Below are 26,521 nucleotides of genomic sequence, written 5' to 3'. Positions count from 1 at the left end.
GGCGGGGCGAGATCGCTTTGGTAGCACGCGATGCAGCGGGCGCTGGCGGGGCTGTGCCGAACATCACTCTCGCCCCTACCCAGAGCAGCGCGGCTAGCCAGCGAACCGCCAATGCCGCCACGGCCACGGCAGCGCTGACGCTGCTGTTCCTCCTCACCATGCTGCTGGCAGGCATGGTGCTGTCGAATCTGGTGGAGGAAAAGGGTAACAAGATCATCGAGATCCTTGCCGCCTCCATCCCGATGGACTCCTTGTTCATGGGCAAGCTGTTCGCCATGCTCGGCATCAGCTTCGTCGGAATCGCCGTCTGGGGCAGCGTGGCCGCCGCCGTGCTGATGCTGGGCGGCGCCGCCATTCCGCCCCTGCCCGAACCGGCGGTAGGCTGGCCGCTGTTCATGGCGTTGTTCCTGGTCTATTTCGCCATGGCCTATTTGCTGATCGGGTCCATTTTCCTGGCGGTAGGATCGATGGCGCCGACGGTGCGCGACGTGCAGACGATCTCGATGCCGGCGACGATCCTGCAGCTGATGGTCTTCTTCCTGGCGACCTACGCCATGACCGACGTGGGATCACCGGTGGAACTGTTTGCGGTACTGTTCCCGCTCAGTTCGCCATACGCGATGGTGGCGCGGGCGGCGCAGGTGCCCGACTTGTGGCCCCATCTTCTGATGCTGTCATGGCAGGCGTTCTGGGTCGTTGTGTTCGTGCGAACGGGTGCGCGCCTGTTCCGCAGCCGGGTCATGCAATCGGGGCCGCAGGCCAACCGAACCGGTCTGCTGGCGCGTTTCCGGGGCAGACCGGCGGGGTGAGGCGCACCACTTGAAACACGGCGCCTATTGACACTTGTGTCAGCAGGTTCACACTCTGCATCATAAAGCTGCCCGGCAAATGAGGCGGCACTGACGGAGAGACAGACATGGCCACGCAACCAGCCAGTTCGCCCACCTATCGCACCGCGCCGAGTGCGGTCGACGCGCTGGAGAAGCATTTACGAGAAAATCCGCAGCAGAAGTGGCATCATCCGCATCCGGACGATGTCAGCCGCAGCGACATCTATGCCGAGGATCGCTGGCACCCGATTTTCGCCGATTTGCGCGCCCGGGGGCCAATGCACTACGTTGACGACAGCCCTTTCGGCCCGCACTGGAACGTGGTGCAACACAAGGCCATACAGCACGTGGAATCGCTGCCCGAGCTCTATTCCAGTTCATGGGAACATGGCGGGATAACGATCCTGAGCAGGCGGGACGACATTCCCGAAGAAGAACGGTTCGAACTGCCCATGTTCATCGCCATGGACCGGCCGCAGCACACCGGGCAGCGCCGCACCGTTGCCCCCGCCTTCACCCCGGCCGAAATGAAGCGGATGGAAGCCGACATCCGCCAGCGAACGGGCGAGGTGCTGGACCGCGTTCCCGAAGGGGAAACCTTCGACTGGGTGGACAAGGTCTCCATCGAACTGACCACGCAAATGCTGGCGATCCTGTTCGATTTTCCCTGGGACGACCGCCGCCTGCTGACCTTCTGGTCGGACTGGGCTGGCGACACCGAGATCGCCATGGTGCGCGACCTGGACGAGTATCGGCAGGGCATATTGATGGAAATGGGCCAGTATTTCCAGGCGCTCTGGGCTGAGCGTGCGGGCCAGGAGCCTCGCCCCGACCTGATCTCGATGATGATCCATTCCGAGGCCATGAACAACATGAGCCCCAAGGAATTCATGGGCAATCTGGTCCTGCTGATCGTCGGCGGCAACGATACCACCCGCAACACCATGTCGGGCATCGTCCATGCCCTGCACAGCTTTCCCGATCAGCGGGAACTGTTCGAAGGCGACGCTTCGCTCATCCCAAACGCTGTGCAGGAATGTCTGCGCTTCCAGACGCCTCTCGCGCATATGCGCCGCACGGCCAGCGAAGATGCCGAACTGTTCGGCGAACAGGTGAAGAAGGGCGACAAGATCGTCCTCTGGTATCTGTCCGCCAATCGCGACGAGACGGTGTTCGAGAACCCGGACAAGCTCGACATCACGCGTGAGAACGCCCGTCGCCACATAGCCTTCGGTTACGGCATTCATCGCTGCGTCGGCGCGCGGCTGGCGGAACTGCAGCTGCGTATCCTGCTGGAGGAAATGCACCAGCGCCGGATGCGAATCGAAGTCGTCGGCGAAGTGGAACGCGTACGTGCCAATTTCGTGCACGGCTTCCGCAAGATGCCTGTGCGAATGAGCCGGTTCTGACACGTTCAGCACAGGTTGTGACATGTCTTGCTAGAAGCGTGTCATGACAACATCTCACCTTTCGCGCCGCAAGGCTCTGTCGTGGCTCGGCATCGGAGCCGCCGTTCCCATTTTAGGCGCCTGCGGCAGTCCTGCCGAAGCGCGCAGCTATCGTGTTTCCTTCACCGAAGCGCAGTGGCGGGCGAAACTGAGCAAGCAGGAGTTCACCGTTCTGCGCAAGGCGGGAACGGAGCGCCCCTATTCCAGCCCGCTGAACAAGGAAAAGCGCGCCGGAACCTACATCTGTGCCGGCTGCGACAACGCACTGTTCGCTTCCAGGACCAAGTTCGAAAGCGGCACCGGCTGGCCCAGTTTCTGGAAGCCGCTTTCAGGCGGTGTCGTGACAGCCACCGATTACAAGATCGGCTATCCGCGCACGGAAGTGCTTTGCGCCGATTGCGGCGGACATCTCGGCCACGTCTTCAATGACGGGCCACAACCGACGGGCAAGCGTTATTGCATGAACGGTGCAGCCATGGATTTCCGCACGGCCTGACCGGCGCAGCGCGCTTTCGGCGGCTGCTGGAATAAGCCGGGACCGGTCAGCGTGCGATTAGGGCGGGACATTGCAGCCCTGCTGCTAGCAATGCGAACTCGGGCAGCGCGAAAGTGGTTTCGAACACCAATCCGTATTGCTCGCCTTTTCGCCAGCGGACTTTCGCCCTGATCTCGGGCAGGTGACTTGCCCGCACTCTCACGTGCTGGTCCAGCGCCAGCGGCAGCGATGTGGACATGCGCGCACCCTGCTGGGACAGGTTCTCGATGCAAGCCTCGCCCGAAGCGGTAGGCGTCACGATCTGCACGGATAGCTGGATGCCGACGCGAAGCGCACGCTTCGGAAAGCTGCCCTGCGCCGCGATCACCCTGTCCACGTCCAGCGGCTGGATGAAGCGAAAACCCGCTTCGTTTTCCTCTTGCCAGACTCGCGCAACGGGATGTCGATCGCCATTCTGCATCTCGATTTCCATTCGCGTACCCGAGGGCAGGCGATGGAAGCTGCGCAGGCTGAGTCCGGTTTCTGAAATGTCGCGAAGAACGCATAGAAACTCGCCACGCGAACAGATCAGTTTCGCAGGCCGGATAAGCAGGGAATATCGCGGCGTGGTGCGCTTGTCATGCGGTATGGCCGGCTGGATCTGAGGCTGCGTACCACAGACCGGCGTGACAGTCTTCTGCAAGGGCAAACCTGCTGCTTGCCGCAGACTGCCGGCTCCGTAGCCTGTCGGTGCGGCTCTGTCCGCGACCAGTTGCAATCCATTCACACCCATTGCCCTGCCTACCCCGTGCATCCATCCAGGCAGATCTGCGATCCGTCTGCCTGATGATTCGCTGCGCCACCAATACGGCGGCGCCTCCCGCAGAGTTGGCGCCATCAGCGTCAATGCTGCGTAAGGATCAGCCTAGGCAAAGTCTCGTAGTGCGGTGCCTTCCCAGCCTTTCGGCGGTGTGGCAGCGGGAGCCAAGCAGTGGTGCGGGTGGCGGGACTCGAACCCGCATATCCATAAGGATGAGGGATTTTAAGTCCCTTGCGTCTACCAGTTCCGCCACACCCGCATCAGTGGCAGCGATTAGCGAAACCAGGCGGTCTGTTCAATCTTTCCTGAAATGCGGCAGGCGCTCTCTTATTTGACGTTGAGGCGAGCGCGCATTTCCTTGCCTGGCTTGAAATAGGGCACCCGTTTCGCAGGAACGTCGACGGACTCACCGGTTCGCGGGTTGCGGCCCGTACGCGCCTGGCGTTCTCGCGTGGAAAAAGCGCCGAATCCGCGCAGTTCGACGCGGCCGCCGCCCGCAAGCCGACTGGCAATTTCTTCAAAGAAAATATCGACGACCTGTTCGATTTCCTCTGCCTTGAGGTCGGGGTTGTCCCGCGCCATGGCCTGCAAGAGTTCGGACCTGATCATTGATTGCTCCTGTCACGACGCATTTTACCTGCACATGTCGCGAAACTAATGAAGGGCCGGTGCGTGCGCTACCGGCGGCTGGCCGCAAGACGACCGCTGGCGCTGAAACTGCGCTGCTCCGATCATGCGATAGTCTAAGACCTGATCGGAAAACAGGTTTCGTTTCTACACATAGGTTAATTATCTACGACGACGCAACCGAAGAATCCCTTTCGTCGAGGAGACTTCGGGCATTTAGCCCCAACCGGCTGATCCGGGCATGAATGTCTGGCCACTCTTTCTGAAGGAATTCTGCGCGCATCGTGCGGAGCAGCACTTCCGCAGCGCCGGGTGCGACGAACATGCCGACGCCGCGCTGCACTTCCACGATGCCATCGGCCTGAAACTGCTGATAGGCTTTAGCCACCGTCAGCGGATTGGCGCCTTGCTCCGCTGCGAAGGCGCGCACCGACGGAAGCATGGCCCCTTCCGAGTAATCGCCGTCGAGTATGGCGGCGGCGATGATGTCGCGCAATTTCAGATATACGGGGCGGTTGGGCATTCCATCTCCGGCGGGGGTTGCTTCGACGGATGATTGCGGCTGTCGCTGAATCCGGCAATCGCCCGAAAGCGTGGTGCCTCACTGCCATAATACAGCGAGTCGCGTCAAGCCAGAAGCGTGGCCATGCGCTCGGCAAGCCAGATCGTGTCAGGTGAAACTAGCGCTTCACACGGCGGATTTTGACGCTAGTGTCACGCCTTTGAACGCGGGCCGAGAACCCGTGCAGGGATATCATATCGAGGGAGGGCCAGAGCCCCATGTCGTTCGAACTCATTCTGTTCTGGGGGGCTGTGATCGTGCTTGGCGCGTTCCTGCTCGGCGGAGTCGTCATTACCACCACCAAGGGCGAAGAAGCCTTTGGCCATCCCAAGGGGCTTTTCGTCCTCTTCCTTGCCGAGATGTGGGAGCGTTTCTCCTACTACGGCATGCGCGCCCTGCTGATCTTCTACCTGGTGCAGCATTGGCTGTTTTCCGACGCGGAAGCTTCCGTCATCTACGGTGCCTATACCGCGCTCGTCTATATCACGCCGGTTGTCGGCGGCTATCTGGCGGATAGATATCTCGGCCAGCGCAAGGCCGTGCTGTTCGGTGCGATCCTGCTGACGCTCGGCCACTTTTTCATGGCCTTCGAAGGCGATGGCGGACAGGCCGACCCGGTCATCAACGTGTTCTGGATGGCGCTGGCGCTGATCATCGTTGGCTCCGGCTTCCTGAAAGCCAACATTTCGGTCATAGTCGGGCAGCTTTACCCGCGCACCGACATCCGCCGCGATGCCGGTTACACCATCTTCTACATGGGCATCAACGTCGGCGCGGCGACCGCGTCGATCATCTGCGGCTATCTTGGCCAGACCTATGGCTGGCAATATGGCTTTGGCCTTGCCGGCTTCGGCATGCTGATCGGCCTGATCTTCTTCGTGCTCGGCAAGCCGCTGCTTCGCGGACGGGGCGAGCCGAAAAACCCTGCAGTTCTCAAGGAAAAGTTCGCCGGTCTGCCGCGCGAATGGAGCATCTACGGTCTTGGTATCCTGATGGTCGCCCTGTGCTGGCTGGCAGTTCAATATCAGGACATGGTCGGCTGGGTGTTGCTGGTGTTCGGCGGCGGGCTGGTCGCCTATGTCATCTTCACCGCTGTCGTGAAGCTACCGTCGGATGAACGTGACCGTATCTTTGCGGCCCTGTTCCTCATCCTCACATCCATCATCTTCTGGGCCCTGTTCGAACAGGCAGGCTCGAGCCTCAACCTCTTTACCGATCGCCATGTCGATCGTGCCGGAGTCGAGGCCTCGATGTTCCAGTCGGTGAACGCCATCTACATCATCCTGCTGGCACCTGTATTCGCGGGGCTGTGGCAGTTCCTCGGCAAGCGCCGTGCGGAGCCGTCCACGCCGCTGAAGTTCGGTCTCGGCATCGTGCAAGTGGGCCTCGGCTTCCTGGTGCTGGTCTGGGGTGCCAATTCGGTCGGGGTTAATGTGCCGACGCCGGTGATCTTCATCTTCCTGATCTACCTGCTGCACACCACGGGTGAGCTTTGCCTGTCGCCGGTCGGCCTTTCGGCAATGAACCGGCTTGCGCCAGCGCATATGGCATCGCTGATCATGGGCACGTGGTTCTTCGCCTCGGCCACCGGCAATTTCGCCGCCGGCCTCATCGCGGCGGCCACGGGTGCGGAAAGCCTGGAAGGCGAAGCGGCCACCAAGTCGACCGTGCTCGAAGTCTACTCGACAGTCGGCTGGACTGCCGTGGCGGTCGGCGTTGGTGTCATGCTGGTCAGCCCGCTGGTGAAGAAGCTGATGCATCTCGACACGCTAAAGGACGACGATGTCGGCGACGATCTCGACGGTCAGGCGCAGGCCGGGATCGAAGCGCAGGAAGCCGGCATGCACCCGGCGACCCGCCCGCAATAATCCAAGAAGCAGAAGGGGCGCGGCGAGATCCGCGCCCCTTTTATCATACGAATTCCTGAAACGGGGCTTTCATGACCGCATCTACCCTCCGCCGGCCGCTCGCCAACAGCATCGCGGTGGCTCTCGCCGCAATTTCGCTGGCTGGTTGCGCTTCCACTTCTGACGAACCGACGCGCAGCACGCGGGTTGCGAGCACGGAGGTTCCTTACGCCTCCACCTATCGCGCCTATCCGGGTCAGCCCACCGCTCTGCTCGGAGCAACGATCTTCGACGGCGAAGGCGGGCGGATCGACAATGGCATCGTCCTGTTCGCCGATGGCGAGATCGTCGGTGTAGGTCCGGCAAGCCTGGCCATCCCGGCAGGCTACGCCCGCATCGACGGGGCGGGTAAATATGTGACGCCCGGTGTCATCGACATTCATTCCCACCTTGGAAATTACCCGACACCATCGGTGGATGCGCATTCCGACGGCAACGAAGCGACCGATCCCACCACGCCCGAAGTCTGGGCCGAACATTCGGTCTGGCCGCAGGATCCCGGCTTCAGTCGCGCCCTGGCGAACGGCGGTGTTACCGCGCTGCAAATTCTGCCGGGCAGCGCCAATCTGACAGGCGGGCGATCGGTCACACTGAAGAACGTGCCGAGCCGAACCGTGCAGGGGATGAAGTTTCCCGGCGCGCCCTATGGCATGAAGATGGCCTGCGGCGAAAATCCCAAGCGGGTCTATGGCGGCAGGGGCCGTGCGCCCTCCACTCGCATGGGCAATTTCGCGGCAAACCGGCAGATGTGGCTCGATGCCCAGGAATATGCCGATGGTGACCGCAAGGATCGCGATCTCGCCAAGGAAACTCTGGCGGGCGTGCTGGATGGCGACATCCTGATTCACAATCACTGCTACCGCGCCGACGAGATGGCGCTGGTCCTCGATATGGCGAAGGAATTCGGCTACAAGGTCACCGCCTTCCACCATGCCGTGGAAAGCTACAAGATTGCCGATCTTCTGCGCGAGGCGGGCACCTGCTCCGCCGTATGGGCCGACTGGTATGGCTTCAAGATGGAAGCCTATGACGGTATTCCCGAAAACGCCGCTTTGATCCAGAACGGGGGAGCCTGTGTCATCATCCACTCCGATGACGAGAACGGCATTCAGCGCCTGAACCAGGAAGCGGCGAAGGCGCAGGCCGACGGCCGCCGCATGGGCATCGACATTCCCGACGAGCAGGTGGTGAGCTGGTTTACCCTCAACGCTGCCCGCGCCATGGGGATCGACGACGTGACCGGCAGCCTGAAGGCCGGCAAGATGGCCGATCTGGTGTTATGGAACGGTGATCCACTCAGCGTCTATTCCCGGCCCGAGAAGGTCTGGGTCGACGGAGCGATGATGTTTGATGCGATGGACCCGAACCGCAGGCCGGTCAGCGATTTCGAGCTTGGCCAACCCGGCGAAGGAGACGTGAAATGAAGGCGCTGAACAGACTGGCCCGGACGATGGCCGCTCCTGCCGCGCTTTGTGCCGCACTGGCCTTCACGGCACCTGTCGCAGCGCAAGATTTCGCCATTACCAATGCGACCGTTGCCACCGGCGATGGCAGCGAACCCATGCAGAACGCGACCGTGGTCGTGCGCGGCGGCAGGATCGTCGCTGCGGGCAGCGGCATCGCAGCGCCAGCCGGTATGCAAACCGTGGACGGAAGCGGGCGCTGGGTAACGCCGGGCATCGTCGCGACTGTGACCGACCTCGGCCTCTGGGATGTCGGCGCGGTGCAGGAGAGCAACGACATCCGCTCTGGCAATTCGCCTTTCAGTGCCGCGCTGGACGTATCGCCGGCCATCAATCCCTCGTCCCAGCATGTGCTGGTAAGCCGGGCAGCCGGTATAACCCGCGCAGCTACGGTGTCGCAGCCGAGCAGTTCCATTTTCGGCGGACAGGGCGCGCTGATCGACCTTGGTGCGGATGCCAATACTGTCACGCGCCCGCGTGCATTCCAGATGGTGTCGCTCGGCGAAGGCGGGGGAAGGCTCGCTGGTGGCAGCCGGGTTTCGGCGCATGCGCTATTCCGCAATGCGCTACTCGAAGCCCGTAATCTTGCCGAAGGGACCGGGGCGATCTCCGGCACGGCATCGCGTCCGCCGGAACGCCGCACCGGCGACGATCTGCCCATCGATCCGAGGCTGGCCGACAATCAGACCGAGCGCGGTGACGACGTGCTGCTCTCCCGCTTCGATGCAGCGGCGCTGGCGCCCGTCGTCAACGGCTCGCAGCCGCTTTACGTCGAGGTCGAGCGCGCGTCCGATATTCGCGCGGTCCTCGCCTTGCGCGAGGAATTCCCGCAGCTCGACATGGTTCTGGTGGGCGCGAGCGAAGGCTGGCTGGTCGCCGATGCGATTGCCGCTGCCGGGGTCCCAGTGATTGCGGACGGGCTGGACGATCTGCCCGAAAGCTTCGAACAACTGGCCGCAACGCAGAGCAATATCGGACGCATGGTGCAGGCTGGCGTAAAGGTCGCGATCAACGCCGCGTCGATGGAGCAACCCCGCTACCTGCCGCAATATGCCGGCAATCTGGTTGCCTTGTCCCGCATGCCGGGCGCGGCGGGCCTGAGCTGGGGCCAGGCATTCGCCGCCATCACCTCCGTTCCGGCAGAGATAAGCGGAATGGCAGGTCGATACGGCACGCTTTCTACCGGAGCGGCGGGCGATGTTGTCATCTGGGACGGCGATCCTCTCGAAGTCTCTTCCGCCCCTGTCGCAGTCTATATCGACGGCGTGGAACAGCCGCTGAGCAACCACCAGACTCGCCTGCGCGAACGCTACCGCGATCTGGACGAAAGCGATCTGCCCAAGGCGTATGACTGGTGAAGAGGCTCCTCACCCCGATGGGCAGCGCCGCACTGGCGCTGGGCGCCTGCTTCGCCGTTACTCTGACCGCCATGGCGCAAGGCAGCGGCGGCCCTGATGCCGTGGATTATTCACAGGATGCGGCATGGCACAACAGCCAGCAGGCGGCTCTTGCCAGCCGTGCGGCAAGCGGCGACTGGCAGTCGCTGGATGACGGGTTGCTGTGGCGGCGCATCGCTGGCGATGGCAGCGGCGCGCATCCGTCGGCAAGCGACACGGTCACGGTGCATTATGCCGGCACTCTGGTGGACGGCACCACCCTCGACAGTTCCTTTGACCGGGGTGAACCGGCAACCTTTCCGCTTTCTCGCCTGATCCCGGCATGGCAGGCCGCGATACCGCAGATGGGTGTGGGCGATACGATCGAGATCGCTGCACCGTCCGGGGTCGCCTATGGCCCGCGCGGCAAGGGACCGATCCCCGGCGGTGCTACGCTGCTGTTCACGATCCAGCTGCTTGGGATCGAATAGGCGCGATTGCCTCTTTCAGCCTTCGAGCGTAGATCCTGCATCGGTCGCGACGCTGGGGAGAGCGGCGATGGATCCTGCACTCGGTTCACTGATCGCGGCGAGCGCCGCGCTTGTGGTCACGCATTTCATCCTGTCACACCCGCTGCGGCCGGTGCTCGCAAAAGGGCTCAGTGAAAGTGGGTTCCTCGGCCTGTATTCACTGGTCGCCGCAGCCTGCATGGTGTGGATGTACTTCGCCTTCACCGCCATACCGGTGCAGCAAGCGCCGCTCTGGCCGGGTTTTGACGATGTAAGCTGGGCAATAGCCAGCGTGCTCACCCTCGTCGCGCTGGTACTGTTCACGGGATCGGTGACCGGCAATCCGGCCCTGCCCGCACCGGGAGCCGCCAAGGCGGCAGAACGGAAACCTGAAGGCGTGTTTCGCGTCACCCGTCATCCGATGATGTGGGGCTTCGCCCTATGGGCCATTGCTCATTTGCTGGCTGCGCCCACCGCACGAACGCTGACGGTCTCCACCGCCATTCTGGTGCTCGCGCTTGTCGGTGCACGCTTGCAGGACCGGAAGAAGGCGCGCCTGATGGGCGACAGCTGGCGCATCTGGCAAGACAGGACAACTTACTGGCCGCATCTTGCAGAGCTACCGCGCGCCGGCTTCACAGTCTGGATTATCGCCACCGCGCTCTGGCTGGCGCTGACCTACGCGCATCTCCATGCGGGCAATTGGGCGGCAGGTATCTGGCGCTGGCTACTCTAGGTCAGGCGCGCGCTTCTTCGACACCTGCACTGTTGTGCCGCAGCGCCTTCAGCACCGTGTCGACGATCTGCGGCGCGTTGAGGCCCGCTTCGTCATATTGTTTTTCCGGCGCGTCGTGATCCTGAAATATGTCGGGCAAACGCATGGTACGAATCTTCAGGCCGTTATCCGTAAGGCCGTTGTCGCTGGCGAAGGTCAGGACATGCGCCCCGAGGCCCCCGATGGCAGCTTCCTCGATCGTCACCACCATTTCGTGGCTGCGCATCAACCGCTCGATCAGATCGGTATCAAGCGGCTTGGCGAAGCGCATATCGGCGACCGTCGTCGACAGCCCCTTGGCCTCCAGCTGCTCCGCCGCCTTCATGGCTTCTCCAAGGCGAGTGCCGAGGCTGAGCACGGCAATCTTCGTGCCTTCCTTCACCACACGGCCCTTGCCGATGGGCAGGCGCTCTGGGGTGGTCGGCAGGGCGACGCCCGTACCCGCACCGCGCGGATAGCGGAAGGCGATGGGCCCGCTGTCGTGGCAGGCGGCGGTATAGGTCATGTGGACCAGTTCCGCCTCGTCCGCCGCAGCCATCACGACGAAGTTCGGCAGGGTGGACAAATAGGTCACGTCAAAGCTGCCCGCGTGGGTCGCGCCGTCGGCACCCACCAGCCCCGCGCGGTCGATGGCGAAGCGAACGGGCAGGTTCTGAATCGCGACGTCGTGTACGACCTGGTCGAAAGCGCGCTGCAGGAAGGTCGAATAGATGGCGCAGAACGGCCTCATGCCCTGTGCTGCAAGGCCAGCGGCGAAGGTGACACCGTGCTGTTCGGCGATACCGACGTCGAAGCTGCGCGTCGGGTGGGCCGCGGCGAATTTGTCGACACCGGTGCCGCTGGGCATGGCGGCGGTAATCGCGCAGATCCGTTCGTCCGTATTGGCAAGCTGCGCCAGCGTTTCGCCAAAGACGTTCTGGTAGCTGGGCGGTCCGCCGCTGGATTTCGCCTGCTTGCCGGTGATCACGTCGAATTTGGCGACGCCGTGATATTTGTCCGAAGCGTCCTCCGCAGGGGCATAGCCCTTGCCCTTCTGCGTCACGACATGGATGAGCACCGGGCCCTCGTCCGCATCACGCACGTTTTCCAGCACGGGGACGAGATGATCGAGATTGTGCCCGTCGATCGGGCCGACGTAGTAGAAGCCGAGTTCCTCGAACAGGGTCCCGCCCGTGACCATGCCGCGGGTAAATTCCTCCGCCTTGCCCAGAGAACGGTGTACCCGGCGCGACAATTTGTTAGCCATGCGCGATGCGAGGCTGCGCAGGCCGAGATATTCGCTGCTCGACACCATGCGCGCCAGATAGCCCGAAAGCCCGCCAACCGGCGGCGCGATCGACATGTCATTGTCATTCAGGATCACGATCAGGCGATTGCCCGCCTGTTCGGCATTGTTCATCGCCTCATAGGCCATGCCCGCGCTCATGGCGCCGTCGCCGATCACGGCAATGGCCTTGCCGGGCGTTCCGGCCAGCTTGTTCGCAACTGCGAAGCCGAGGCCGGCGGAAATGGAGGTGCTGGAATGCGCGGCCCCGAACGGATCGTATTCGCTCTCGCTCCGCTTGGTGAAGCCGGACAGTCCGCCGCCCTGGCGCAAGGTGCGGATGCGGTCGCGTCGGCCGGTCAGGATCTTGTGCGGATAGGCTTGGTGGCCCACATCCCAGATCAGCCGGTCATCGGGCGTGTTGAAGACATAATGGATCGCCACGGTCAGTTCGACCACGCCCAACCCGCTGCCAAGATGCCCGCCGGTCTGACCAACCGCATCGATCATTTCTTCCCGCAATTCGTCCGACAATTGCCGCAATTGCCTGGCTTCGAGCTTGCGCAGATCATGCGGGGTATTCGTCGTATCGAGTAAGGGGGTCTTCGGCATCATGTTTTCCTGTGTTCCCCCGAGGTTAGCCGCAAGCGCGCGCGCTGTCGACTGGTGCTTGCCGGATTGGTGCCCTGAAGCGTCCTGCTCCGCCCGCGCGTCTGTCAGCGGCTCAAGCGGCGCAATCGCCGCAAAGGCCACGCAGTTCGACCACAGGGCGAATATTGGCGAAGCCCGCGCCCTGCCCCGCCTGACGCAATGCGCCGGTCACGCGGTCATCGTCGAGATGGCGGGCAGAACCGCAATCGTCGCATATGACGAAGATGCAATCGTGGCGGCAGCCCGGGTGCGTGTTCACCAGATAGGCATTGGCGCTTTCGATGCGGTTTGCCAGATTGTTCGCCACGAACAGGTCGAGAATTCGATATACGCTGTTCGGCGCCACGCGCTTTCCGCGCCTGGCCGAGAGGCTTTCCGCGATGTCATAGGCGCTGGCGGGCCTGTCCTGACAGGCGAGTTCGTTGAAGATGTCAGCCCGCATGGCAGTCCATTGTTCGCCCGAAGCGGTCAACGCATCGCGCGCGGCTGCTGTCAAATTCTCACCCGAATGTTCGCGATGCCCGTGCATCGGTGTGCTGGGTTCGGCAGGGGCGGACGATTGCGCGGGGACGGCTGCTTGGGTCATGAGCGGAACATAGCGTCCCTTGCCCCGTTTCGCCACCTTCCAGCCGCTGCGACCATCAATCCTTGACGAAAGTGGCGCTGTGAACCGACGGATACATCTTCGCCAATGCGCGGACCTTGGGCGCGTCCCATCGCGTGATGTAGGAATGGCGCGGGTTCTTCTCCATGAAATCCTGATGATAGGATTCGGCGGGGTAGAACTTCCGGTAGCTTTCCAGCTTCGTGACGATGGGCCCGTTCCATTTCCCCGACTTGTCCATCTGCTTCAGATAGGCGGCGGCAACGGCGCGCTGGTCCTCGTTCATCGGTACAAGAGCGGCGCGATACTGGCTGCCGCGATCCGGTCCCTGGCGATTTGTGAGCGTCGGATCGGCAACGACCGAAAAGAAGATGCGCAGGAGCTGGTCATAGCGGATCTGCGACGGATCATAGGTCACACGCACCGCTTCGGCATGGCCGGTCACGCCGCTGTTGATCCTGTCGTAACTGGCCGTCGCCTTGTTGCCACCGTGATAGCCCGAAACCGCGCTCTTCACGCCCTTTATCCGCGAGAAAACGCCTTCAACGCCCCAGAAACATCCGCCTGCGAAGATCGCGGTCTTGAGGCCGGATTCATTGCTCTTTTTCGCAGCGACAGGAGCCGCCACGACGGTTTCAGCCGCGATGGCGGCCTGGTTGCAACCGGCGACGGCAAGTCCGGCGGCGGCGAGAAGGGGAAGAAAGGGTTTCATCAAGCGTGTCGTTCCGTTCAGAAGATTGCAGCCAGCGTGTGCGGCACGAATTCCCAAAGTGCTCCACCCGCCTGCGCCGAAAGCGCCAGCGCACCGCCAACGAAGCCGATGGCGAAATTGCGATAAAGGTCGGATTTGAAAATGCGCATGGTGGATTTCCGCTGGTTCTGTTCTTGTTGCCTGCAAATTAGGGAAGGATCGCTGACTTCGCCCTGAATATGCGGGTTGCCTGTGGTTCATACGTAGGAACGGGCGCGCCGGCTTCAAGCTGGCGCGCACCGGGCGACTGGACGTCAAGGCGATCAGTGGCGGAAGTGGCGCATCCCGGTGCAGACCATCGCCAGACCGGCCTTGTCGGCAGCGGCGATCACCTCGTCATCGCGGATGGATCCGCCGGGCTGGATGATGGCGGTCGCCCCCGCTTCCGCTGCGGCTATCAATCCGTCTGCGAAAGGGAAAAAGGCGTCGGATGCCACGGCGCTGCCAACCGTGCGGGGTTCGGCCCAATCGTACCGCTCTGCCGCTTCTGCAGCTTTCATCGCAGCGATACGCGCGCTGTCGCGGCGGTTCATCTGACCGGCACCGATTCCCGCCGTAACCCCGTCCTTCACATAGACGATGCCGTTGGACTTTACATGCTTGGCCACGGTCCAAGCCATCATGCAATCGGCCAATTCCCGTTCCGTCGGCTGGCGCTTCGTCACCACCTCGAGATCGTCCGGCGCGACGTGACCGCTGTCGCGGCTTTGCATCAACAGTCCGCCTGCGATGGATTTCACGGTGTGACCCGCACGCTTCGCATTCAACAGATCGCCGGTCAGAAGCAGGCGCAGGTTCTTCTTGGTCGCAAATGCCGCGCGCGCCGCATCGTCGGCGCTTGGAGCAACGACGACTTCGGTGAAGATGTCGACGATGGCTTCTGCAGTCGGTCCGTCCAGAGGGCGATTGCAGGCGATGATACCTCCGAAGGCCGACACGCTGTCGCAACGCAGGGCGGCTTCATAGGCTTCGAGCAGCGTGTCGCCCGAGGCGACGCCGCACGGATTGGCATGTTTGACGATCACCACGCTGGGCGGCCCGCCAGCGAATTCCGCCACCAGTTCCAGCGCTGCATCGGCATCGTTATAATTGTTGTAGCTGAGCGCCTTGCCCTGCACCTGCTCGGCCGCGCCCACGCCGCTCGCCGGCCCCGAACTGTCGAGATATAGCGCCGCGTCCTGATGCGGATTTTCGCCATAGCGGAGAATGTCGGCACGGCGGTAGCGCAGCGACAGGTCGGCCGGGAACTGCGCTGCTGCCGACGAACCTTCCTCTGTATTCCGATCACCTTCGCTTGCGAACCATGCAGCAATTACACTGTCATAGGCGGCGGTGGCGGCGAAAGCTTTGGCAGCCATGCGCGTCCTGAGGCCCTGAGTCGTGGCACCGTCATTCCCGTCCAGCTCCGCAATCAGCGCCGGATAATCGGCGGGATTGGTCACGATGGTCACGTAACGGTGGTTCTTGGCGGCCGATCGCACCATGCTCGGTCCGCCGATGTCGATGTTCTCGATTACAACGTCCCGCTCCGCGCCCTTTGCGACGGTCTGCTCGAACGGGTAAAGATTGACGATCACGAGGTCGATCGCGCTAATTCCGTGCTGCTGCATTGCGGCGGCATGGTCGGCATCGTCGCGCACGGCCAGTAACCCGCCATGCACCATCGGGTGCAAGGTCTTGACCCGCCCGTCCATCATTTCCGGAAAGCCGGTCAGGTCCGACACGTCGCGCACCTCGAGTCCGGCATCGCGCAGCGCCTTGGCGGTACCGCCGGTGGATACCAGTTCCACCCCGCGCCGCGCCAGTTCGCGGCCGAGTTCGGGAAGGCCGGTCTTGTCCGATACCGAAAGCAGCGCACGCCTGATCGTCACTTTATTCACTTCTCTATCCCATTTTCTTCAGGAGCCAGGCGAAGCTGCCGCCCCCGCGGGACGTTAGCCCCTGTATCACCAATTGCTGAACCGGTTGCGGCCTGCCGAGCGCATCGACCCAAAGGCTTTCCTCGACCATAACATCGCCGCCGAGATCGTCCGTGTCACTGCCCTGACCGGCGCGGAACTGCCACAGCGAGCCGTCCGGCAGGCCGAGGCTGGCACCGCGCTTGTCGTCGGTCAGGCGCAGATCGACGCCCGGGCCGACATGGAAGCGGAGCGCGAAACTGATCTTGCCCCGCTTGCCGGGCTTTCCCGCCGGAATCAGCAGATCTTCTCCGCGCAGTTCCGTGCCATTATCGCGCAGGATCAGGATGCGGCGATGCAGCAGACCGTAGCGCGCGGCATAGCCGTCATGGCTCGCTTCGATCTTGGTGGCGGTGCCTTGGTTCGTCTTCAGCGTGCGGCGATCGACCTCGACCTCGCCCACGCCGCCGCCCAGCTTGCCGTTGATGAGAACGGCAGTGGAATTCGCATCGTCGAGCACCAACGTGGAATGGGCTGCCGTGGCGCGCAGCCCCTGCTCGATCCGCACCGGCACCTGTCCGCCTGCAAAAGCGGCACCGCCGCAATTGACAATGAGGCGATGAGCACCGGACGACAGTTCGAAGGCGAGGGTCGAGGCGCAACCGTGCCGCGCATGGCGGCTGAGCGGCGGGGGCGCGGCATCGAAAAGCAGGACGGATCGCCCTGCCGCGACTCGCTGATAGCCCCATTGGCGCACATCTTTCAGCGGCCGCGTGCGTATGCCGCTTGCCTCAACCAGACCGGCGATCCGCTCGTGCGAAACCGCGCCCGAGCCTTGCCAGCTTCCCAGCGCGCCATCGGAATGTACCAGCGCGAGCAGAGGCGGGATCAGCAGTGCCAGCAGCCCCTCCAGCGCAGAGGGAGGGTCCTGTTCGACTGCGCGGTAGCAGGCACGCAGTTCGACCAGCAGCGCGATGGCTTCCATCTGCGCCATGGGGCTGCGCGACAGGACTCCGCCATCATCGGCCACCAGCTCGCCAAGGGCGCGGATCAGCCCTGCTTCACCAAACAGGCGGCGCGGGCGTCCGTCAGGCAGCAGCAGACCGGCAGCGGTGATCGCGGTCCACCCGGCGACCTCGCCCAGCCGGTCGGGTGCGCGGGTAACATGACGATCGAGCCAGCGGGCGGTTTCGGCAGCGGCAGCAAGCACCTTTCCGCGAAGCTTGCTGTCCTGCCCGCCCATCGCCAGCGGCGCATGCACCAGCCAGTTCAGCAGGCGGTGCCCGGTGTTGTCGACCTGCCAGGCAGGCCCCTTGTGCGGCTTGGGATTGGCGGACATCCATGCCGCCAGCACGCGTTCCGCCGTTGCGGTACATTGTTCGCGCGGGCCGCAGGAAGCGAGGTCTCGCAGCCAAGTGAAGCCATGCACCACGCGCTCGAAAACCGGCGTCAGCCGCGCGGCGGGCGCGAAATCGATTTGCGCGATCGGCGCCTTGACGCCGTGGACGAGGAAATGTCCCGCCCGCAGCGCGACACCGGCAGCCCGCTCCCCCGCCAGAGGACTGTCTACGGTTGCCAGCAATCGCGGACGGGATGGTTTGCGAAAAGGCGAGGAAAGCGTCTGCCCCGGCACCCCCAGGCGATAAGCAAGACGCACCAGCCGGTCCGCAGCACCGATTGACGGCGCACGGAAATCGGCATGGACAAGCGACCTGCCGGGTTCGAGCACTTCACCCGGACCGGGTTCAGATGACCTTGCCGAGGCCGCATCGGCACTCTCTTCCAGGGGAGCCGCCGCACGGACCACAAGATCATCTTCGGCACCGTTGGCCGATCGCAAGGGCAGGGCCATGTCAGCCTTTCCAGCCGAAGATTGCTCGCGCCGCTTCGCAGGCCGATCCGCTCCTGATCGTGTCGCTGCCAGACCGCCTTTCAAGCTGCATTCCCGGCCTGCTTGAGCGCGGCGATATTGGCGGCGTAGCAATCCGGCCCGCCCTTGAAGGTGGCGGAGCCTGCCACCAGAACATCGGCCCCTGCTTCGACACAGAGCCGCGCCGTTTCCGCATTCACCCCGCCATCGACTTCAAGGCGAATATCACGCCCGCTCTTGTCGATCATCCGGCGCACGGCCTCGATCTTCTTCAGTTGCGAATGGATGAAGCTCTGTCCGCCGAACCCCGGGTTCACGCTCATCACCAGCACGAGGTCGATGTCGTCGATCAGATAATCGAGCATCTTGGCAGGCGTTGCGGGGTTCAGCGATATGCCCGCCTGCTTGCCCAGTGCCTTGATCGCCTGCACCGTGCGATGGATATGCGGTCCGGCCTCTGGATGAACCGTAATGATATCCGCCCCGGCTTCGGCGAATTCGGCCAGATAGGCGTCCACCGGCGCCACCATCAGGTGCACGTCAAATGGCTTGTCGGTATGGGACCGCAGGGCCTTGACCACGGCCGGGCCGATGGTGATGTTGGGCACGAAATGGCCGTCCATCACATCGACATGGATCCAGTCCGCCCCCGCCGCATCGATGGCGCGCACCTCCTCGCCAAGCCGGGCGAAATCCGCCGAGAGAATGGAAGGGGAAATCAGCGGGGAAGCCATGCGCATGCGCTTTGCTGTTGGCCGGGCCGTCTGGCGGGCGAAAAGCCGTGGCCGGGCGATGGACGAGACCGGCAGGAGAACCGGGCGCGACACGACTACCCGCGTGAGCCGGCAGTCTCAAGCGCAGCGGGCAGGCTTTTCCACATGGCGCGCCGCAGGATCGGCCACCGACCCATTTTGCTACAGTCCGGATTTCCGGTCGGCTCGGCAGTCCAAGCCAGTGTATGCCGCGCATCGATGGCCCGCTACGAACTTCGGCCCGAGCAGGGGAATGAGCGCAGCCACGCAATTCAGCGCCAATTCAGAGCTTCGCTGCCATATCGCCATGCAAGAGACACCGGGGCACGGTCACTTACCTCCTCTGTGCAGACCACTCGAACCGTTGCCGCAGGGCGACGAGGAAGCATGTGTTGCAATGATGAAAAGTCGTAATCTGGCGGCGGCGCTGGCCGTTGCCGGACTTGCCTTGTCCGCCCCGGCCCATGCTCAATATGGGCAAACCGTCAGCAACGATATCTCGAAGTGCCAGCGCGGTAGCGGGCCTGCCATCCTCGTGACGGTGGACGGCATAGAATCGTCGCGCGGCAGGATGCGTGTGCAGGCCTACCATGCAACTGCGACCGACTGGCTGAATTCGGGGCGCTGGCTGACGCGTGTGGAAACTGCGGCCAAGGCCGGTACCATGCAGTTCTGCCTGCCGGTTTCGGCGGCGGGCAGCTATGGTATCGCCGTGCGGCATGACGTGAACGGCAATGGCAAGACGGATCTGTCGGAAGATGGCGGGGCCATGTCGAACAACCCCAGCATCAACATCTTCAATCTGGGCAAGCCGAGCTATCGCAAGGTGGCCTTCAGCGCAGGGCCGGGCGTCACCTCGATCAGGGTACGCATGCGCTATATGTGATTGCGTCCTTAACGCTGCCGCTCGCGCCAGACGTTCCACAGCACGCCCGGCGCTGCCAGGATGGGGTGTTTTTCACGCCACGGAGTGAGCCTGACCTTCACGCCCGTATGACGTTCCACCTTCCATGCACCATACCGTGCCGCACCGTCGAATGTCGTCGTCGCCTTCATCAGGCGGGCAATGTTGAAGGGCTTGCCCATGGACTGGCGCACCGCCCACCACCGTCTGACCCGCCGGCGCACGCGGCGGGACAGGTCGGGGGTGATCCGTTCGCCGCTTCGCCGGAACGCGATGTGACGCGCGGACAGCGCCTGCGGCAACAATCCGTCGAAATGGGCAGGATCGTTCGTCAGGATGCTCTCCTCGCGCCCCGGTCTCTCGACCCGCAATTCGGCCTTGTACGTCGCACGGAACAATGCCCGCCAGTAGTCCCGAGATGTTCCGGTGGCAGGACCGAGTGCGACGGCGACCAGCGCAGCGGTCTTCGCTGCGTCAGCGACGGCGGCCCTGACCCTGTCGCTGACGTCGTCATCCCTGCTCCAGACCAGTGCCGAGGGCTGCACGAAACGGGTCCAGATCGTCGTGTCGCGCGACCGGCCCGCTGCCGCGCGCTCGAAGGTAGTCAGGGCCATCGTCGCGATCTTGGCCCGCAGGACCTCGCCACCTTCGGCGCATTCCCGGTAGCTGACCCGGGGCCAGATCCGGCCCTGTTCCGCCCCCGGCATCAGCACATAGAAATCGAGCACGCCTTCCAGGCCGCCGGTCCGCAAATTCGACCCGTAGAAGAGCACCGCCAGTCCGCCCGCTTCATGCGCCAAACGTTCGGCGAACCGCGAAACAGCAGGGTCGACAGGTCGCGCCAGCCGTTCCCTTACGCTCGCCTCCAGCGACAGGGTCATGGCAACACAAAAGCCAGTTCGGGCCCTTCCCTGACGACGTAGCGGCCGGCCGGGAAAGCCTCTCCATCAAGGATGAACTGACCGCCAACGTCAAAAGCGAATTCGCTTGCCTCGATCCGGTGGAAGCCCGCCTTTGCGAGCCACGGCGGATCGTAACCGAACAATGTCGCCGGCAAACTCGCCACCAGGGGGCGACGCATCTTGTCCATTACGAAAAGCTTCAGGCCGCGCTGTGCCTTGCCAAACAGCTTGATACCTGCCGGCAGCCGTTCCAGTGTCGTTGCCACCAGCACGTCCCGCCGGTCAGCCGCACCGTGGCCGCTATGCTGCATCGGCCGGCGTTCTGACCCGAGGCGAATGGTCATCGGCACACCGCGGCGCCACTTGTTCGATGCCGATCCGAACAGGGCCTGCATGATCGCCCAGATGACGGTCATGCCCACTGCGAGGCTGTTGAACGCGCCCATTCGGTGCGCATCCTGCCCCGCCTGGATGCCGGTGGTGAAAGCGCCTGCCCCCAGGATGAACCCCTGCAGGACGCCCGATCCAGCTTCGCTGCCAGCATCGCCAGCCTCATCGGCAATGATCTGCAAAGGCTTGCGATGAACTCGCCGGCCGCTTGCATGTGCGGCAATGGCGTCGGCCAACGACCAATCGCCCGGTGCCCCTAGGTCGATGTTGAGGGCGTTGGTCTTGCCCTTGGGCAGCACGGCAAGTGCTGGCCAGTCATTGCCGAACACCGGCTGCCCGCTGGTGAGAACGTCACGAACGGTGCCGTCCCCCCCATCAACGATCAGGTAATCGACGCCTCTTGCCGCAAAGTCGGCGAGCACTGCGGGCAGCCTGTCCCGATCCGCCGGCTCCGCAATCATCACGCCCGGCAATTCGATCCGTTCGCCGCCCGCTCGATTGCGATGGCTGCGGGGATTGAAGATCACGCCGATGCACGGATCGCTTGCAGGGGCTGGCCTGCTGCGGATGGCGCCCGGCGTAAGCACCCGGCCATGCGGCACGTCACTGCCGGTTGCCGGAATGCGAGTGAATTCATGGATGGGCCCGCTCATAACAGTGACGCCTTAGACCTCTATACCACTATTTCGCACCCATTTTTTCCAAACCCCGCCTTGCACCGGAATTGGCGGGCGGGCCGAACTCGTAAATCATACGGATCGCCGCCCCCTGTTCACCAGCAGCACGCTGTCGCCGCGCGCAAGGCAGTACAGCGTTAGCCCGGCATCTCGGGCGCGGCTGATCGCCATGCTCGTCGGCAGAGAGATAGTAACCAGCGTGGTTGCGCCCGCCCGTGCCGCCTTCTCCACTATCTCGTAGGAACATCGCGCTGTCGAAAGGATAAAGCCACTGCCGAGATCGGCGCCAGCAGTCAGCGCACCGCCCACCAGCTTGTCCACCGCGTTGTGCCGCCCCACGTCTTCGCGCACCATTTCTATTCGTCCGTCCGGCGCAGCCAGAGCAGCGGCATGGGCCGCGCGCGTGGAACTGCCGAGGGGCTGCAGTTTTCGCAGACCATCTAGCGCGCTGAAAATTGCCGCAGGTGCGATGGAGCCATGGGGCGTCACAGGGGGCAGCGGCCTGGCTAGCGCTTCGAGATTCTCGATCCCGCAAAGGCCGCAACTCGATTCGGCTATCCGGTTGCGCACCCGTTCCTGTAATTTTTCCTGCCCGACCCCCGCCAGAGAAGCACGCATGATCCATCCAGCGGCGACTTCCACAGCTGAAAAATGCGTGAGGTCCGGCGCCCGGGTCGCCAGCCCTTCCGCGACGGCGAAACCAAGCGCAAAATCCTGCAAGTCTGCCGGGGTCGCCATCATGACCGCATAGGAAAGCCCGTTATATTCCATCGCTATCGGCACTTCGGGAACCCACTCGCGATGCACGGTCCTTACCTGCCCATCGGCCGAAATCTGGAGCAGATCTTCAGTCACCGGTGCCGCCGGGCAGATCGTTCTGAAAACGGGCGAGTTCCTGCGGCGTGTTGATGTTGGCGAAATCCTCGCCGCCCGTGACCCGGCGAGCATCGACGGCATCGGCAAAGGCCCTCACAGCCAGACTCCCACCGGATTGCAGCAGCGTCCGGATCGCCGGGAGAGTGGCCACGGGCCAGAGGCCAATGATGGGCAGAGCCGCGAAGCACGCCGGACCAGGAGCCAGAAGTCGCGGCAGATCATCCGGAAGACCGGGCGTGTCCACACCGATGGTCAGAATGGCAACGTAGTCGTGCTTCCGCGCGTGCAGGAGCGCTCCTGCGATACCGCCGAGCGGGCCCATGCCGGGGCGCGGCCAATCCGGCACGATCACGACGCCATGCGGAACACCCTCGCGCGGCAGCGGGTCCGCGATGCCGCGGCCCTGACCTGCGACGACCACCGCCGGAACCATGCGGCGAAGACTGGCGATCGCGCGAACAAGCAGCGTCCGGCCTGCCAGTTGCGCCTGCGCCTTGTCGGTGCCGAACCGCCGCGAAGTGCCACCGGCGAGAACAACGCCGAGGATGCTTGGATTGTCCTGCGCCGCCTGCGGCATCGAAGCGCTCAAGCCGCCTCGATCCGCACCGGTATCGACTTCGAGCCGGGCGTCTTGGAAAGCTGGTCGTGATTGTCGATCGAGATCAGCACGTTGCACTCCGGATAATAGGACGCAACCGTACCACGCGGCAGGGTGTAGGCGATCAGCTTCAGCCCACCCAGCCGCCGGTCCACTCCGTCCTCCGCATCGCCAACCAGCCTGACGAACTGTCCGTCGCGCAGTCCGGCCTCCTCGATGTCGTCGGGGTTCATCAGCACCACGTCGCGCGTGCCCTCGATGCCGCGGAAACGGTCGCTATAGCCATAGATCGTCGTATTGAACTGATCGTTCGAGCGCATCGTCAGCAGCCGGTAGCGGCCCGGCTTGTCTTCGAACCCGGTCACGCTGAGGCGTTCGGGCGTGGTGATGATCGCCTTGCCGACCTCGGTCTTCCAGATCCGCTCCCGGGCCGAATTGCCGCGATAGAAGCCGCCGGGTTCCCACATCCGCGCATTGAAGTCGTGAAAGTCGTCGGGATAGGTCTGCGCAATCAGATCGCGGACCAGCGCATAATCGCCAACCCAATCGCGCCATTTCAGCTTCGGATTGGGCGCGAGCGCCGCCTTAGCAATCGAGCAGACGATATCCAGTTCGCTCTTCAGAGTGTCCGCCGCAGGCTGACGTCGGCCGAGCGAACCGTGGATCATCGAGAAACTGTCCTCGATGGTAATGGCCTGATTGCCGCTCGCCTGCATGTCAATCTCGCTGCGGGCGAGGCAGGGCAGGATATAGGCGTGCTTGCCGGGAAACAGGTGGCTGCGGTTCAGCTTGGTCGAGATCATCACGGTGAGATCCTGCTTCGCCCAGCCTTCCTCCATCCGCTGCTGGTCCGGCACGGCGCGCAGCAGATTGCCGCCCAGCGAGATGAAGCCCTTCACCTCTCCTGCGATCAGCCCGTTCACGGCATCGACGATATGCATACCGTCCTTCGTCGGCGGGTCGAAGCCGAACAGCGCCTTCAGCCGCTCCATCGGGATCAGATCCGCCTTTTCGGCGATGCCCACGGTGCGCTGGCCCTGCACGTTGCTGTGGCCGCGCACCGGGCAGGCACCCGCCCCTTCCCGGCCGATATTGCCGCGCAGCAGCAGGAAATTGGCGAACATGGCGAGGTTCAGCGCGCCATGACGGTGCTGCGTCAGCCCCATGCCATAGACGCCGATGACCTTTTCCGCCTGCATGTAGATGCGCGCCGCATCGCGCAGGGCGCTTTCGGTAAGGCCGCTCTCCCGCTCGATTTCCGCCCAATCGGCGGCGCGGCAATAATCGACATATTCATCGAAGCCAACCGTGTGTTCGGCGATGAAGGCGTGGTCGATCACTTCGGCCTCGCCCTTTGCTCGCGCGGCATCGTCGGCCTCGATCACCACCTTGCACATGCCCAGAATGGCGGCGACATCGCCGCCCGCGCGAAGCTGGTGGTATTGGTCGGAAATCTTCGTCTCCCGCCCGGTGAGCATGTCGACGGGGTTCTGCGGATCGACGAAGCTGACCAGTCCCTGCTCGATAACCGGGTTGAAGGTGACGATCTTCGCGCCGCGATCCTTCGCTTCCTTCAGCGGGTGGAGGAACCGCGGGCTGTTGGTGCCGGGGTTCTGACCAAAGAAGAAATAGGCGTCGGTCTTGTCCAGATCGTCCCAGGTGACGGTTCCGACTGGTGTGCCGAGCACTTTCTTGAGGCCGACCGAGGTTGTTTCATGGCACATGTTGCTGCTCTGCGGCAGATTGTTGTTGCCATAGGCGCGGGCAAGCAGGGCATAAAGGTAAGATGCCTCAAGCCCTGCGTGGCCCGAGGCATAGAAGACGACGCTTTCTGTCGGAAGGTCGCGCAGCCGGTCGCCGATGGCGGCGAAGGCTTCCTCCCAGCTTACCGCGACGTAGCGATCGCTTTGCGCATCGTAGCGCAGGGGGTGAGTCAATCGCCCCTGCATCTCAAGGTCATGATCGCGCCAGTCGCGCAATTCGGTAAGGCGATGCCCCGCCTGCGCAAAGAATTCCGGTGTGCAGCGGGCGCTGGTGCTTTCCCACAGGGTCGCCTTGGCGCCGTTCTCGCAAAATTCGAACGGCTTGTAATTGGCGGGTTTCGGCCAGGCGCAGGACGAGCACATGTGCCCCTTTGTCTTGTTCTGCCGCCGCAAGGTGTCCAGCGCGCCTGCCTCGGCCCAGGTCTCGCCAAAGATGCGGGCTATGCCCTTCATCGACCCCCAGCCCCCTGCAGGGCCGCTGGAATGAGGGAGATCGTCGCGTTCGGCCATGCTTGCTGATCCTTGCTGTGCCGGCGCTGGCGAAAGGCCAAGACCGGCTCCTAGATGCAATGCTCTGACGCGAGGATCGTTTCTCCACCGCCGTTGGCATTCCGCACGCATCCTGCCTGCCGGGGCGCTATCGATCAAGTTCGAGACGAAATGCGGGTTTTCAATCATCGTTTCGCAACTGCCGTTCCATCCGCTAGAGGCGAAGATGGAAAAGACCAAGAGGGCGAGGGCGGTGAACAGTTTCGATCAGGTAGGGCGCACGCGCCTCGAGCAGGGCGGGCTGATCCTGTTCCTCGCTACAATTACCCTGTTCCTCGGCGCGGTGGCCTGGCCCTTCATATCGGCGATCATGTGGGCTGCCATCGCCGCGATCATGTTCCAGCCGCTCTATCGCAGGATCCTGCGCCAGATGCGCGGCCATGAGAACCGCGCCGCGCTGCTTGCCCTGCTCACCATATTTGTCGCAATTGTCATCCCGTCGATCGTGATCGGCAGCATGATCGTCGATCAGGCCACGGCAGTCTATTTCGCCATACAGGCGCAGGAGATCGACGCGGCGGAATATTTCACCCGCTATTACGATGCCTTGCCCGAACGGATGCGGATCATGCTGGACAATTCCGGCTATGGCGATTTCGGTGCCATTCAGGCGCGGCTTTCGGAACTGATCCAGGAAAGCGTCGGGGCGATTGCCGCGCGTGTCCTGGCCATTGGTGGCGGTGCATTTTCATTCTTCCTCTCCTTCGCTGTCGGCCTCTATGTGACCTATTTCCTGCTGCGCGACGGCAGGCAATTGGGCCGCACCATCATCGACAAGCTGCCGCTGGAACACAGCGTCGCGGACCGTCTGGCGCATGACTTCGTCGCCATCGTGCGGGCGACCATCAAGGGCTCGGTAGTCGTTGGGCTGGTGCAGGGAACGCTGGGCGCGATCACCTTCTGGATCGTCGGTATGCCTGCAGCCCTGCTGTTCGGGCTGCTCATGGCGATATTCTCGCTTCTGCCCGCACTCGGCCCGGCGATCGTGTGGGTGCCTGTGGCGATCTACCTGCTGGTCACAGGCGCGATATGGCAAGGAGTCGTGGTAATCGCATCGGGCATTCTGGTCATCGGCCTCGCGGACAATCTGCTACGGCCAATCCTGGTCGGGCGGGACACCGGCATTCCGGACTGGATCGTGCTCATAACGACCCTTGGCGGTATTGCGGTGTTCGGCCTCAGCGGTATCGTAATCGGCCCGGTGGTTGCGGGGCTGTTCCTGGCGGGATGGACCATTCTGGCCGAGCAGCGCGGGCGAGCGGCAAGCCCGGCCTGAGACT

25 protein-coding genes and 1 tRNA gene are annotated in these 26,521 nt (G+C 63.2%); 10 read left to right on the top strand and 16 right to left on the bottom strand.

What is annotated here, in order from left to right; genetic code table 11:
* The 3 genes from G7A66_RS14295 to msrB form a co-directional block, all read left to right on the top strand.
* Nucleotides 1-809 (top strand): ABC transporter permease (locus tag G7A66_RS14295; RefSeq protein WP_232366833.1); only part of this gene is annotated, 809 nt, incomplete at its 5' end.
* 107 nt (nt 810-916) lie between these two features.
* Nucleotides 917-2,239 carry a cytochrome P450 gene (locus G7A66_RS11855; protein ID WP_174295845.1) on the top strand — a complete coding sequence of 441 codons (1,323 nt, stop codon included), beginning with the start codon at nt 917-919 and terminating at the stop codon, nt 2,237-2,239.
* A gap of 43 nt (nt 2,240-2,282) precedes the next feature.
* Nucleotides 2,283-2,774, top strand: coding sequence for a peptide-methionine (R)-S-oxide reductase MsrB (msrB, locus tag G7A66_RS11850; RefSeq protein WP_174295844.1), 492 nt, complete (start codon nt 2,283-2,285; stop codon nt 2,772-2,774).
* Between the two features lie 46 nt (nt 2,775-2,820).
* Here the strand turns inward: msrB and G7A66_RS11845 are convergent, their stop codons facing one another.
* The 4 genes from G7A66_RS11845 to G7A66_RS11830 form a co-directional block, all read right to left on the bottom strand.
* Complete coding sequence (locus G7A66_RS11845) at nt 2,821-3,651, bottom strand: PilZ domain-containing protein (protein WP_206675178.1); 831 nt, start codon at nt 3,649-3,651, stop codon at nt 2,821-2,823.
* Nucleotides 3,652-3,745: 94 nt separating this feature from the next.
* Nucleotides 3,746-3,832: transfer RNA gene (locus tag G7A66_RS11840), tRNA-Leu, on the bottom strand.
* A 68-nt stretch (nt 3,833-3,900) separates the two neighbouring features.
* Nucleotides 3,901-4,182 carry an integration host factor subunit beta gene (locus G7A66_RS11835; RefSeq protein ID WP_174295842.1) on the bottom strand — a complete coding sequence of 94 codons (282 nt, stop codon included), beginning with the start codon at nt 4,180-4,182 and terminating at the stop codon, nt 3,901-3,903.
* Between the two features lie 184 nt (nt 4,183-4,366).
* Nucleotides 4,367-4,723, bottom strand: coding sequence for a GntR family transcriptional regulator (locus G7A66_RS11830; protein WP_174295841.1), 357 nt, complete (start codon nt 4,721-4,723; stop codon nt 4,367-4,369).
* Between the two features lie 257 nt (nt 4,724-4,980).
* On the opposite strand from G7A66_RS11830, the gene G7A66_RS11825 reads away from it, so the two are divergent.
* The 5 genes from G7A66_RS11825 (at nt 4,981) to G7A66_RS11805 (ending at nt 10,753) form a co-directional block, all read left to right on the top strand.
* A complete protein-coding gene (locus G7A66_RS11825; protein WP_174295840.1) occupies nt 4,981-6,630 on the top strand; it encodes a peptide MFS transporter in 1,650 nt (549 codons plus the stop codon).
* 71 nt (nt 6,631-6,701) lie between these two features.
* Nucleotides 6,702-8,093: an amidohydrolase gene (locus G7A66_RS11820; protein ID WP_174295839.1), complete on the top strand. Its 1,392-nt coding sequence runs from the start codon at nt 6,702-6,704 to the stop codon at nt 8,091-8,093.
* A complete protein-coding gene (locus G7A66_RS11815) occupies nt 8,090-9,490 on the top strand; it encodes an amidohydrolase family protein (RefSeq protein ID WP_408609262.1) in 1,401 nt (466 codons plus the stop codon). Before G7A66_RS11820 ends, G7A66_RS11815 begins: the two co-directional genes overlap by 4 nt.
* Nucleotides 9,487-9,999, top strand: a complete 513-nt coding sequence (locus G7A66_RS11810; RefSeq protein WP_332310549.1) for an FKBP-type peptidyl-prolyl cis-trans isomerase — start codon at nt 9,487-9,489, stop codon at nt 9,997-9,999. Before G7A66_RS11815 ends, G7A66_RS11810 begins: the two co-directional genes overlap by 4 nt.
* Nucleotides 10,000-10,066: 67 nt before the next feature.
* The gene (locus G7A66_RS11805) at nt 10,067-10,753 is read left to right on the top strand and encodes an NnrU family protein (protein WP_174295838.1); all 687 of its coding nucleotides are present in this window, start codon (nt 10,067-10,069) and stop codon (nt 10,751-10,753) included.
* Between the two features lies 1 nt (nt 10,754).
* Here the strand turns inward: G7A66_RS11805 and dxs are convergent, their stop codons facing one another.
* From dxs to rpe, 7 genes are all read right to left on the bottom strand, one after another.
* Nucleotides 10,755-12,668 (bottom strand): 1-deoxy-D-xylulose-5-phosphate synthase, encoded by a 1,914-nt coding sequence (dxs, locus tag G7A66_RS11800; RefSeq protein ID WP_232366832.1) that lies wholly within the window; start codon nt 12,666-12,668, stop codon nt 10,755-10,757.
* 112 nt (nt 12,669-12,780) lie between these two features.
* Nucleotides 12,781-13,236 carry a Fur family transcriptional regulator gene (locus G7A66_RS11795; RefSeq protein WP_174296035.1) on the bottom strand — a complete coding sequence of 152 codons (456 nt, stop codon included), beginning with the start codon at nt 13,234-13,236 and terminating at the stop codon, nt 12,781-12,783.
* 112 nt (nt 13,237-13,348) lie between these two features.
* Nucleotides 13,349-14,023: a peptide-methionine (S)-S-oxide reductase MsrA gene (gene msrA, locus G7A66_RS11790; RefSeq protein WP_174295836.1), complete on the bottom strand. Its 675-nt coding sequence runs from the start codon at nt 14,021-14,023 to the stop codon at nt 13,349-13,351.
* 17 nt (nt 14,024-14,040) lie between these two features.
* On the bottom strand, nt 14,041-14,172 hold the full coding sequence (locus G7A66_RS14420; protein WP_269748200.1) for a hypothetical protein: 132 nt from the start codon (nt 14,170-14,172) through the stop codon (nt 14,041-14,043).
* Between the two features lie 153 nt (nt 14,173-14,325).
* On the bottom strand, nt 14,326-15,942 hold the full coding sequence (gene purH / locus G7A66_RS11785) for a bifunctional phosphoribosylaminoimidazolecarboxamide formyltransferase/IMP cyclohydrolase (protein WP_174295835.1): 1,617 nt from the start codon (nt 15,940-15,942) through the stop codon (nt 14,326-14,328).
* A gap of 4 nt (nt 15,943-15,946) precedes the next feature.
* Entirely contained in the window at nt 15,947-17,812 is a 1,866-nt protein-coding gene (locus tag G7A66_RS11780; RefSeq protein WP_174295834.1) for a heparinase II/III family protein, read from the bottom strand.
* 80 nt (nt 17,813-17,892) lie between these two features.
* Nucleotides 17,893-18,564: a ribulose-phosphate 3-epimerase gene (gene rpe, locus G7A66_RS11775; protein WP_174295833.1), complete on the bottom strand. Its 672-nt coding sequence runs from the start codon at nt 18,562-18,564 to the stop codon at nt 17,893-17,895.
* A 418-nt stretch (nt 18,565-18,982) separates the two neighbouring features.
* On the opposite strand from rpe, the gene G7A66_RS11770 reads away from it, so the two are divergent.
* Entirely contained in the window at nt 18,983-19,468 is a 486-nt protein-coding gene (locus G7A66_RS11770; protein WP_174296034.1) for a DUF2141 domain-containing protein, read from the top strand.
* A gap of 8 nt (nt 19,469-19,476) precedes the next feature.
* On the opposite strand, the gene G7A66_RS11765 is transcribed toward G7A66_RS11770, so the two are convergent.
* From G7A66_RS11765 to G7A66_RS11745, 5 genes are all read right to left on the bottom strand, one after another.
* Nucleotides 19,477-20,367, bottom strand: coding sequence for a hypothetical protein (locus tag G7A66_RS11765; protein ID WP_174295832.1), 891 nt, complete (start codon nt 20,365-20,367; stop codon nt 19,477-19,479).
* Entirely contained in the window at nt 20,364-21,431 is a 1,068-nt protein-coding gene (locus tag G7A66_RS11760) for a diacylglycerol/lipid kinase family protein (protein WP_174295831.1), read from the bottom strand. The genes G7A66_RS11765 and G7A66_RS11760 overlap by 4 nt, the downstream gene beginning before the upstream one ends.
* A 96-nt stretch (nt 21,432-21,527) precedes the next feature.
* Nucleotides 21,528-22,310, bottom strand: a complete 783-nt coding sequence (gene fdhD, locus G7A66_RS11755; RefSeq protein WP_332310548.1) for a formate dehydrogenase accessory sulfurtransferase FdhD — start codon at nt 22,308-22,310, stop codon at nt 21,528-21,530.
* Nucleotides 22,303-22,920 carry a molybdenum cofactor guanylyltransferase gene (gene mobA / locus G7A66_RS11750; RefSeq protein WP_232366831.1) on the bottom strand — a complete coding sequence of 206 codons (618 nt, stop codon included), beginning with the start codon at nt 22,918-22,920 and terminating at the stop codon, nt 22,303-22,305. The genes fdhD and mobA overlap by 8 nt, the downstream gene beginning before the upstream one ends.
* Nucleotides 22,917-25,202 carry an FdhF/YdeP family oxidoreductase gene (locus tag G7A66_RS11745; RefSeq protein WP_174295830.1) on the bottom strand — a complete coding sequence of 762 codons (2,286 nt, stop codon included), beginning with the start codon at nt 25,200-25,202 and terminating at the stop codon, nt 22,917-22,919. Before G7A66_RS11745 ends, mobA begins: the two co-directional genes overlap by 4 nt.
* Nucleotides 25,203-25,407: 205 nt before the next feature.
* Between G7A66_RS11745 and G7A66_RS11740 the strand changes: the two genes are divergently transcribed.
* A complete protein-coding gene (locus G7A66_RS11740; protein ID WP_174295829.1) occupies nt 25,408-26,517 on the top strand; it encodes an AI-2E family transporter in 1,110 nt (369 codons plus the stop codon).
* The last annotated feature ends 4 nt before the right edge of the window (nt 26,518-26,521 follow it).

This window comes from Alteripontixanthobacter muriae (assembly GCF_013336795.1).
GTDB classification, from domain to species: Bacteria; Pseudomonadota; Alphaproteobacteria; order Sphingomonadales; family Sphingomonadaceae; genus Pseudopontixanthobacter; species Pseudopontixanthobacter muriae.
The sequence above is the reverse complement of the archived record's forward strand: the minus strand, read 5'-3'. Positions and strand labels throughout refer to the sequence as shown.

Bases quoted from the DNA above. Each gene is read 5' to 3' on its own strand.
- G7A66_RS11770 (WP_174296034.1), top strand. From the start codon at position 18,983: ATGAAAAGTCGTAATCTGGCGGCGGCGCTGGCCGTTGCCGGACTTGCC.
- G7A66_RS11760 (WP_174295831.1), bottom strand. From the start codon at position 21,431: ATGAGCGGGCCCATCCATGAATTCACTCGCATTCCGGCAACCGGCAGT.
- G7A66_RS14420 (WP_269748200.1), bottom strand. From the start codon at position 14,172: ATGCGCATTTTCAAATCCGACCTTTATCGCAATTTCGCCATCGGCTTC.
- G7A66_RS11830 (WP_174295841.1), bottom strand. From the start codon at position 4,723: ATGCCCAACCGCCCCGTATATCTGAAATTGCGCGACATCATCGCCGCC.
- G7A66_RS11825 (WP_174295840.1), top strand. From the start codon at position 4,981: ATGTCGTTCGAACTCATTCTGTTCTGGGGGGCTGTGATCGTGCTTGGC.
- rpe (WP_174295833.1), bottom strand. From the start codon at position 18,564: ATGGCTTCCCCGCTGATTTCCCCTTCCATTCTCTCGGCGGATTTCGCC.
- G7A66_RS11740 (WP_174295829.1), top strand. From the start codon at position 25,408: ATGGAAAAGACCAAGAGGGCGAGGGCGGTGAACAGTTTCGATCAGGTA.
- G7A66_RS11780 (WP_174295834.1), bottom strand. From the start codon at position 17,812: ATGGCCCTGCCCTTGCGATCGGCCAACGGTGCCGAAGATGATCTTGTG.
- G7A66_RS11845 (WP_206675178.1), bottom strand. From the start codon at position 3,651: ATGGCGCCAACTCTGCGGGAGGCGCCGCCGTATTGGTGGCGCAGCGAA.
- G7A66_RS11855 (WP_174295845.1), top strand. From the start codon at position 917: ATGGCCACGCAACCAGCCAGTTCGCCCACCTATCGCACCGCGCCGAGT.
- G7A66_RS11820 (WP_174295839.1), top strand. From the start codon at position 6,702: ATGACCGCATCTACCCTCCGCCGGCCGCTCGCCAACAGCATCGCGGTG.
- msrA (WP_174295836.1), bottom strand. From the start codon at position 14,023: ATGAAACCCTTTCTTCCCCTTCTCGCCGCCGCCGGACTTGCCGTCGCC.
- G7A66_RS11795 (WP_174296035.1), bottom strand. From the start codon at position 13,236: ATGCACGGGCATCGCGAACATTCGGGTGAGAATTTGACAGCAGCCGCG.
- G7A66_RS11815 (WP_408609262.1), top strand. From the start codon at position 8,090: ATGAAGGCGCTGAACAGACTGGCCCGGACGATGGCCGCTCCTGCCGCG.
- G7A66_RS11765 (WP_174295832.1), bottom strand. From the start codon at position 20,367: ATGACCCTGTCGCTGGAGGCGAGCGTAAGGGAACGGCTGGCGCGACCT.
- msrB (WP_174295844.1), top strand. From the start codon at position 2,283: ATGACAACATCTCACCTTTCGCGCCGCAAGGCTCTGTCGTGGCTCGGC.
- G7A66_RS11835 (WP_174295842.1), bottom strand. From the start codon at position 4,182: ATGATCAGGTCCGAACTCTTGCAGGCCATGGCGCGGGACAACCCCGAC.
- dxs (WP_232366832.1), bottom strand. From the start codon at position 12,668: ATGCCGAAGACCCCCTTACTCGATACGACGAATACCCCGCATGATCTG.
- G7A66_RS11745 (WP_174295830.1), bottom strand. From the start codon at position 25,202: ATGGCCGAACGCGACGATCTCCCTCATTCCAGCGGCCCTGCAGGGGGC.
- G7A66_RS11805 (WP_174295838.1), top strand. From the start codon at position 10,067: ATGGATCCTGCACTCGGTTCACTGATCGCGGCGAGCGCCGCGCTTGTG.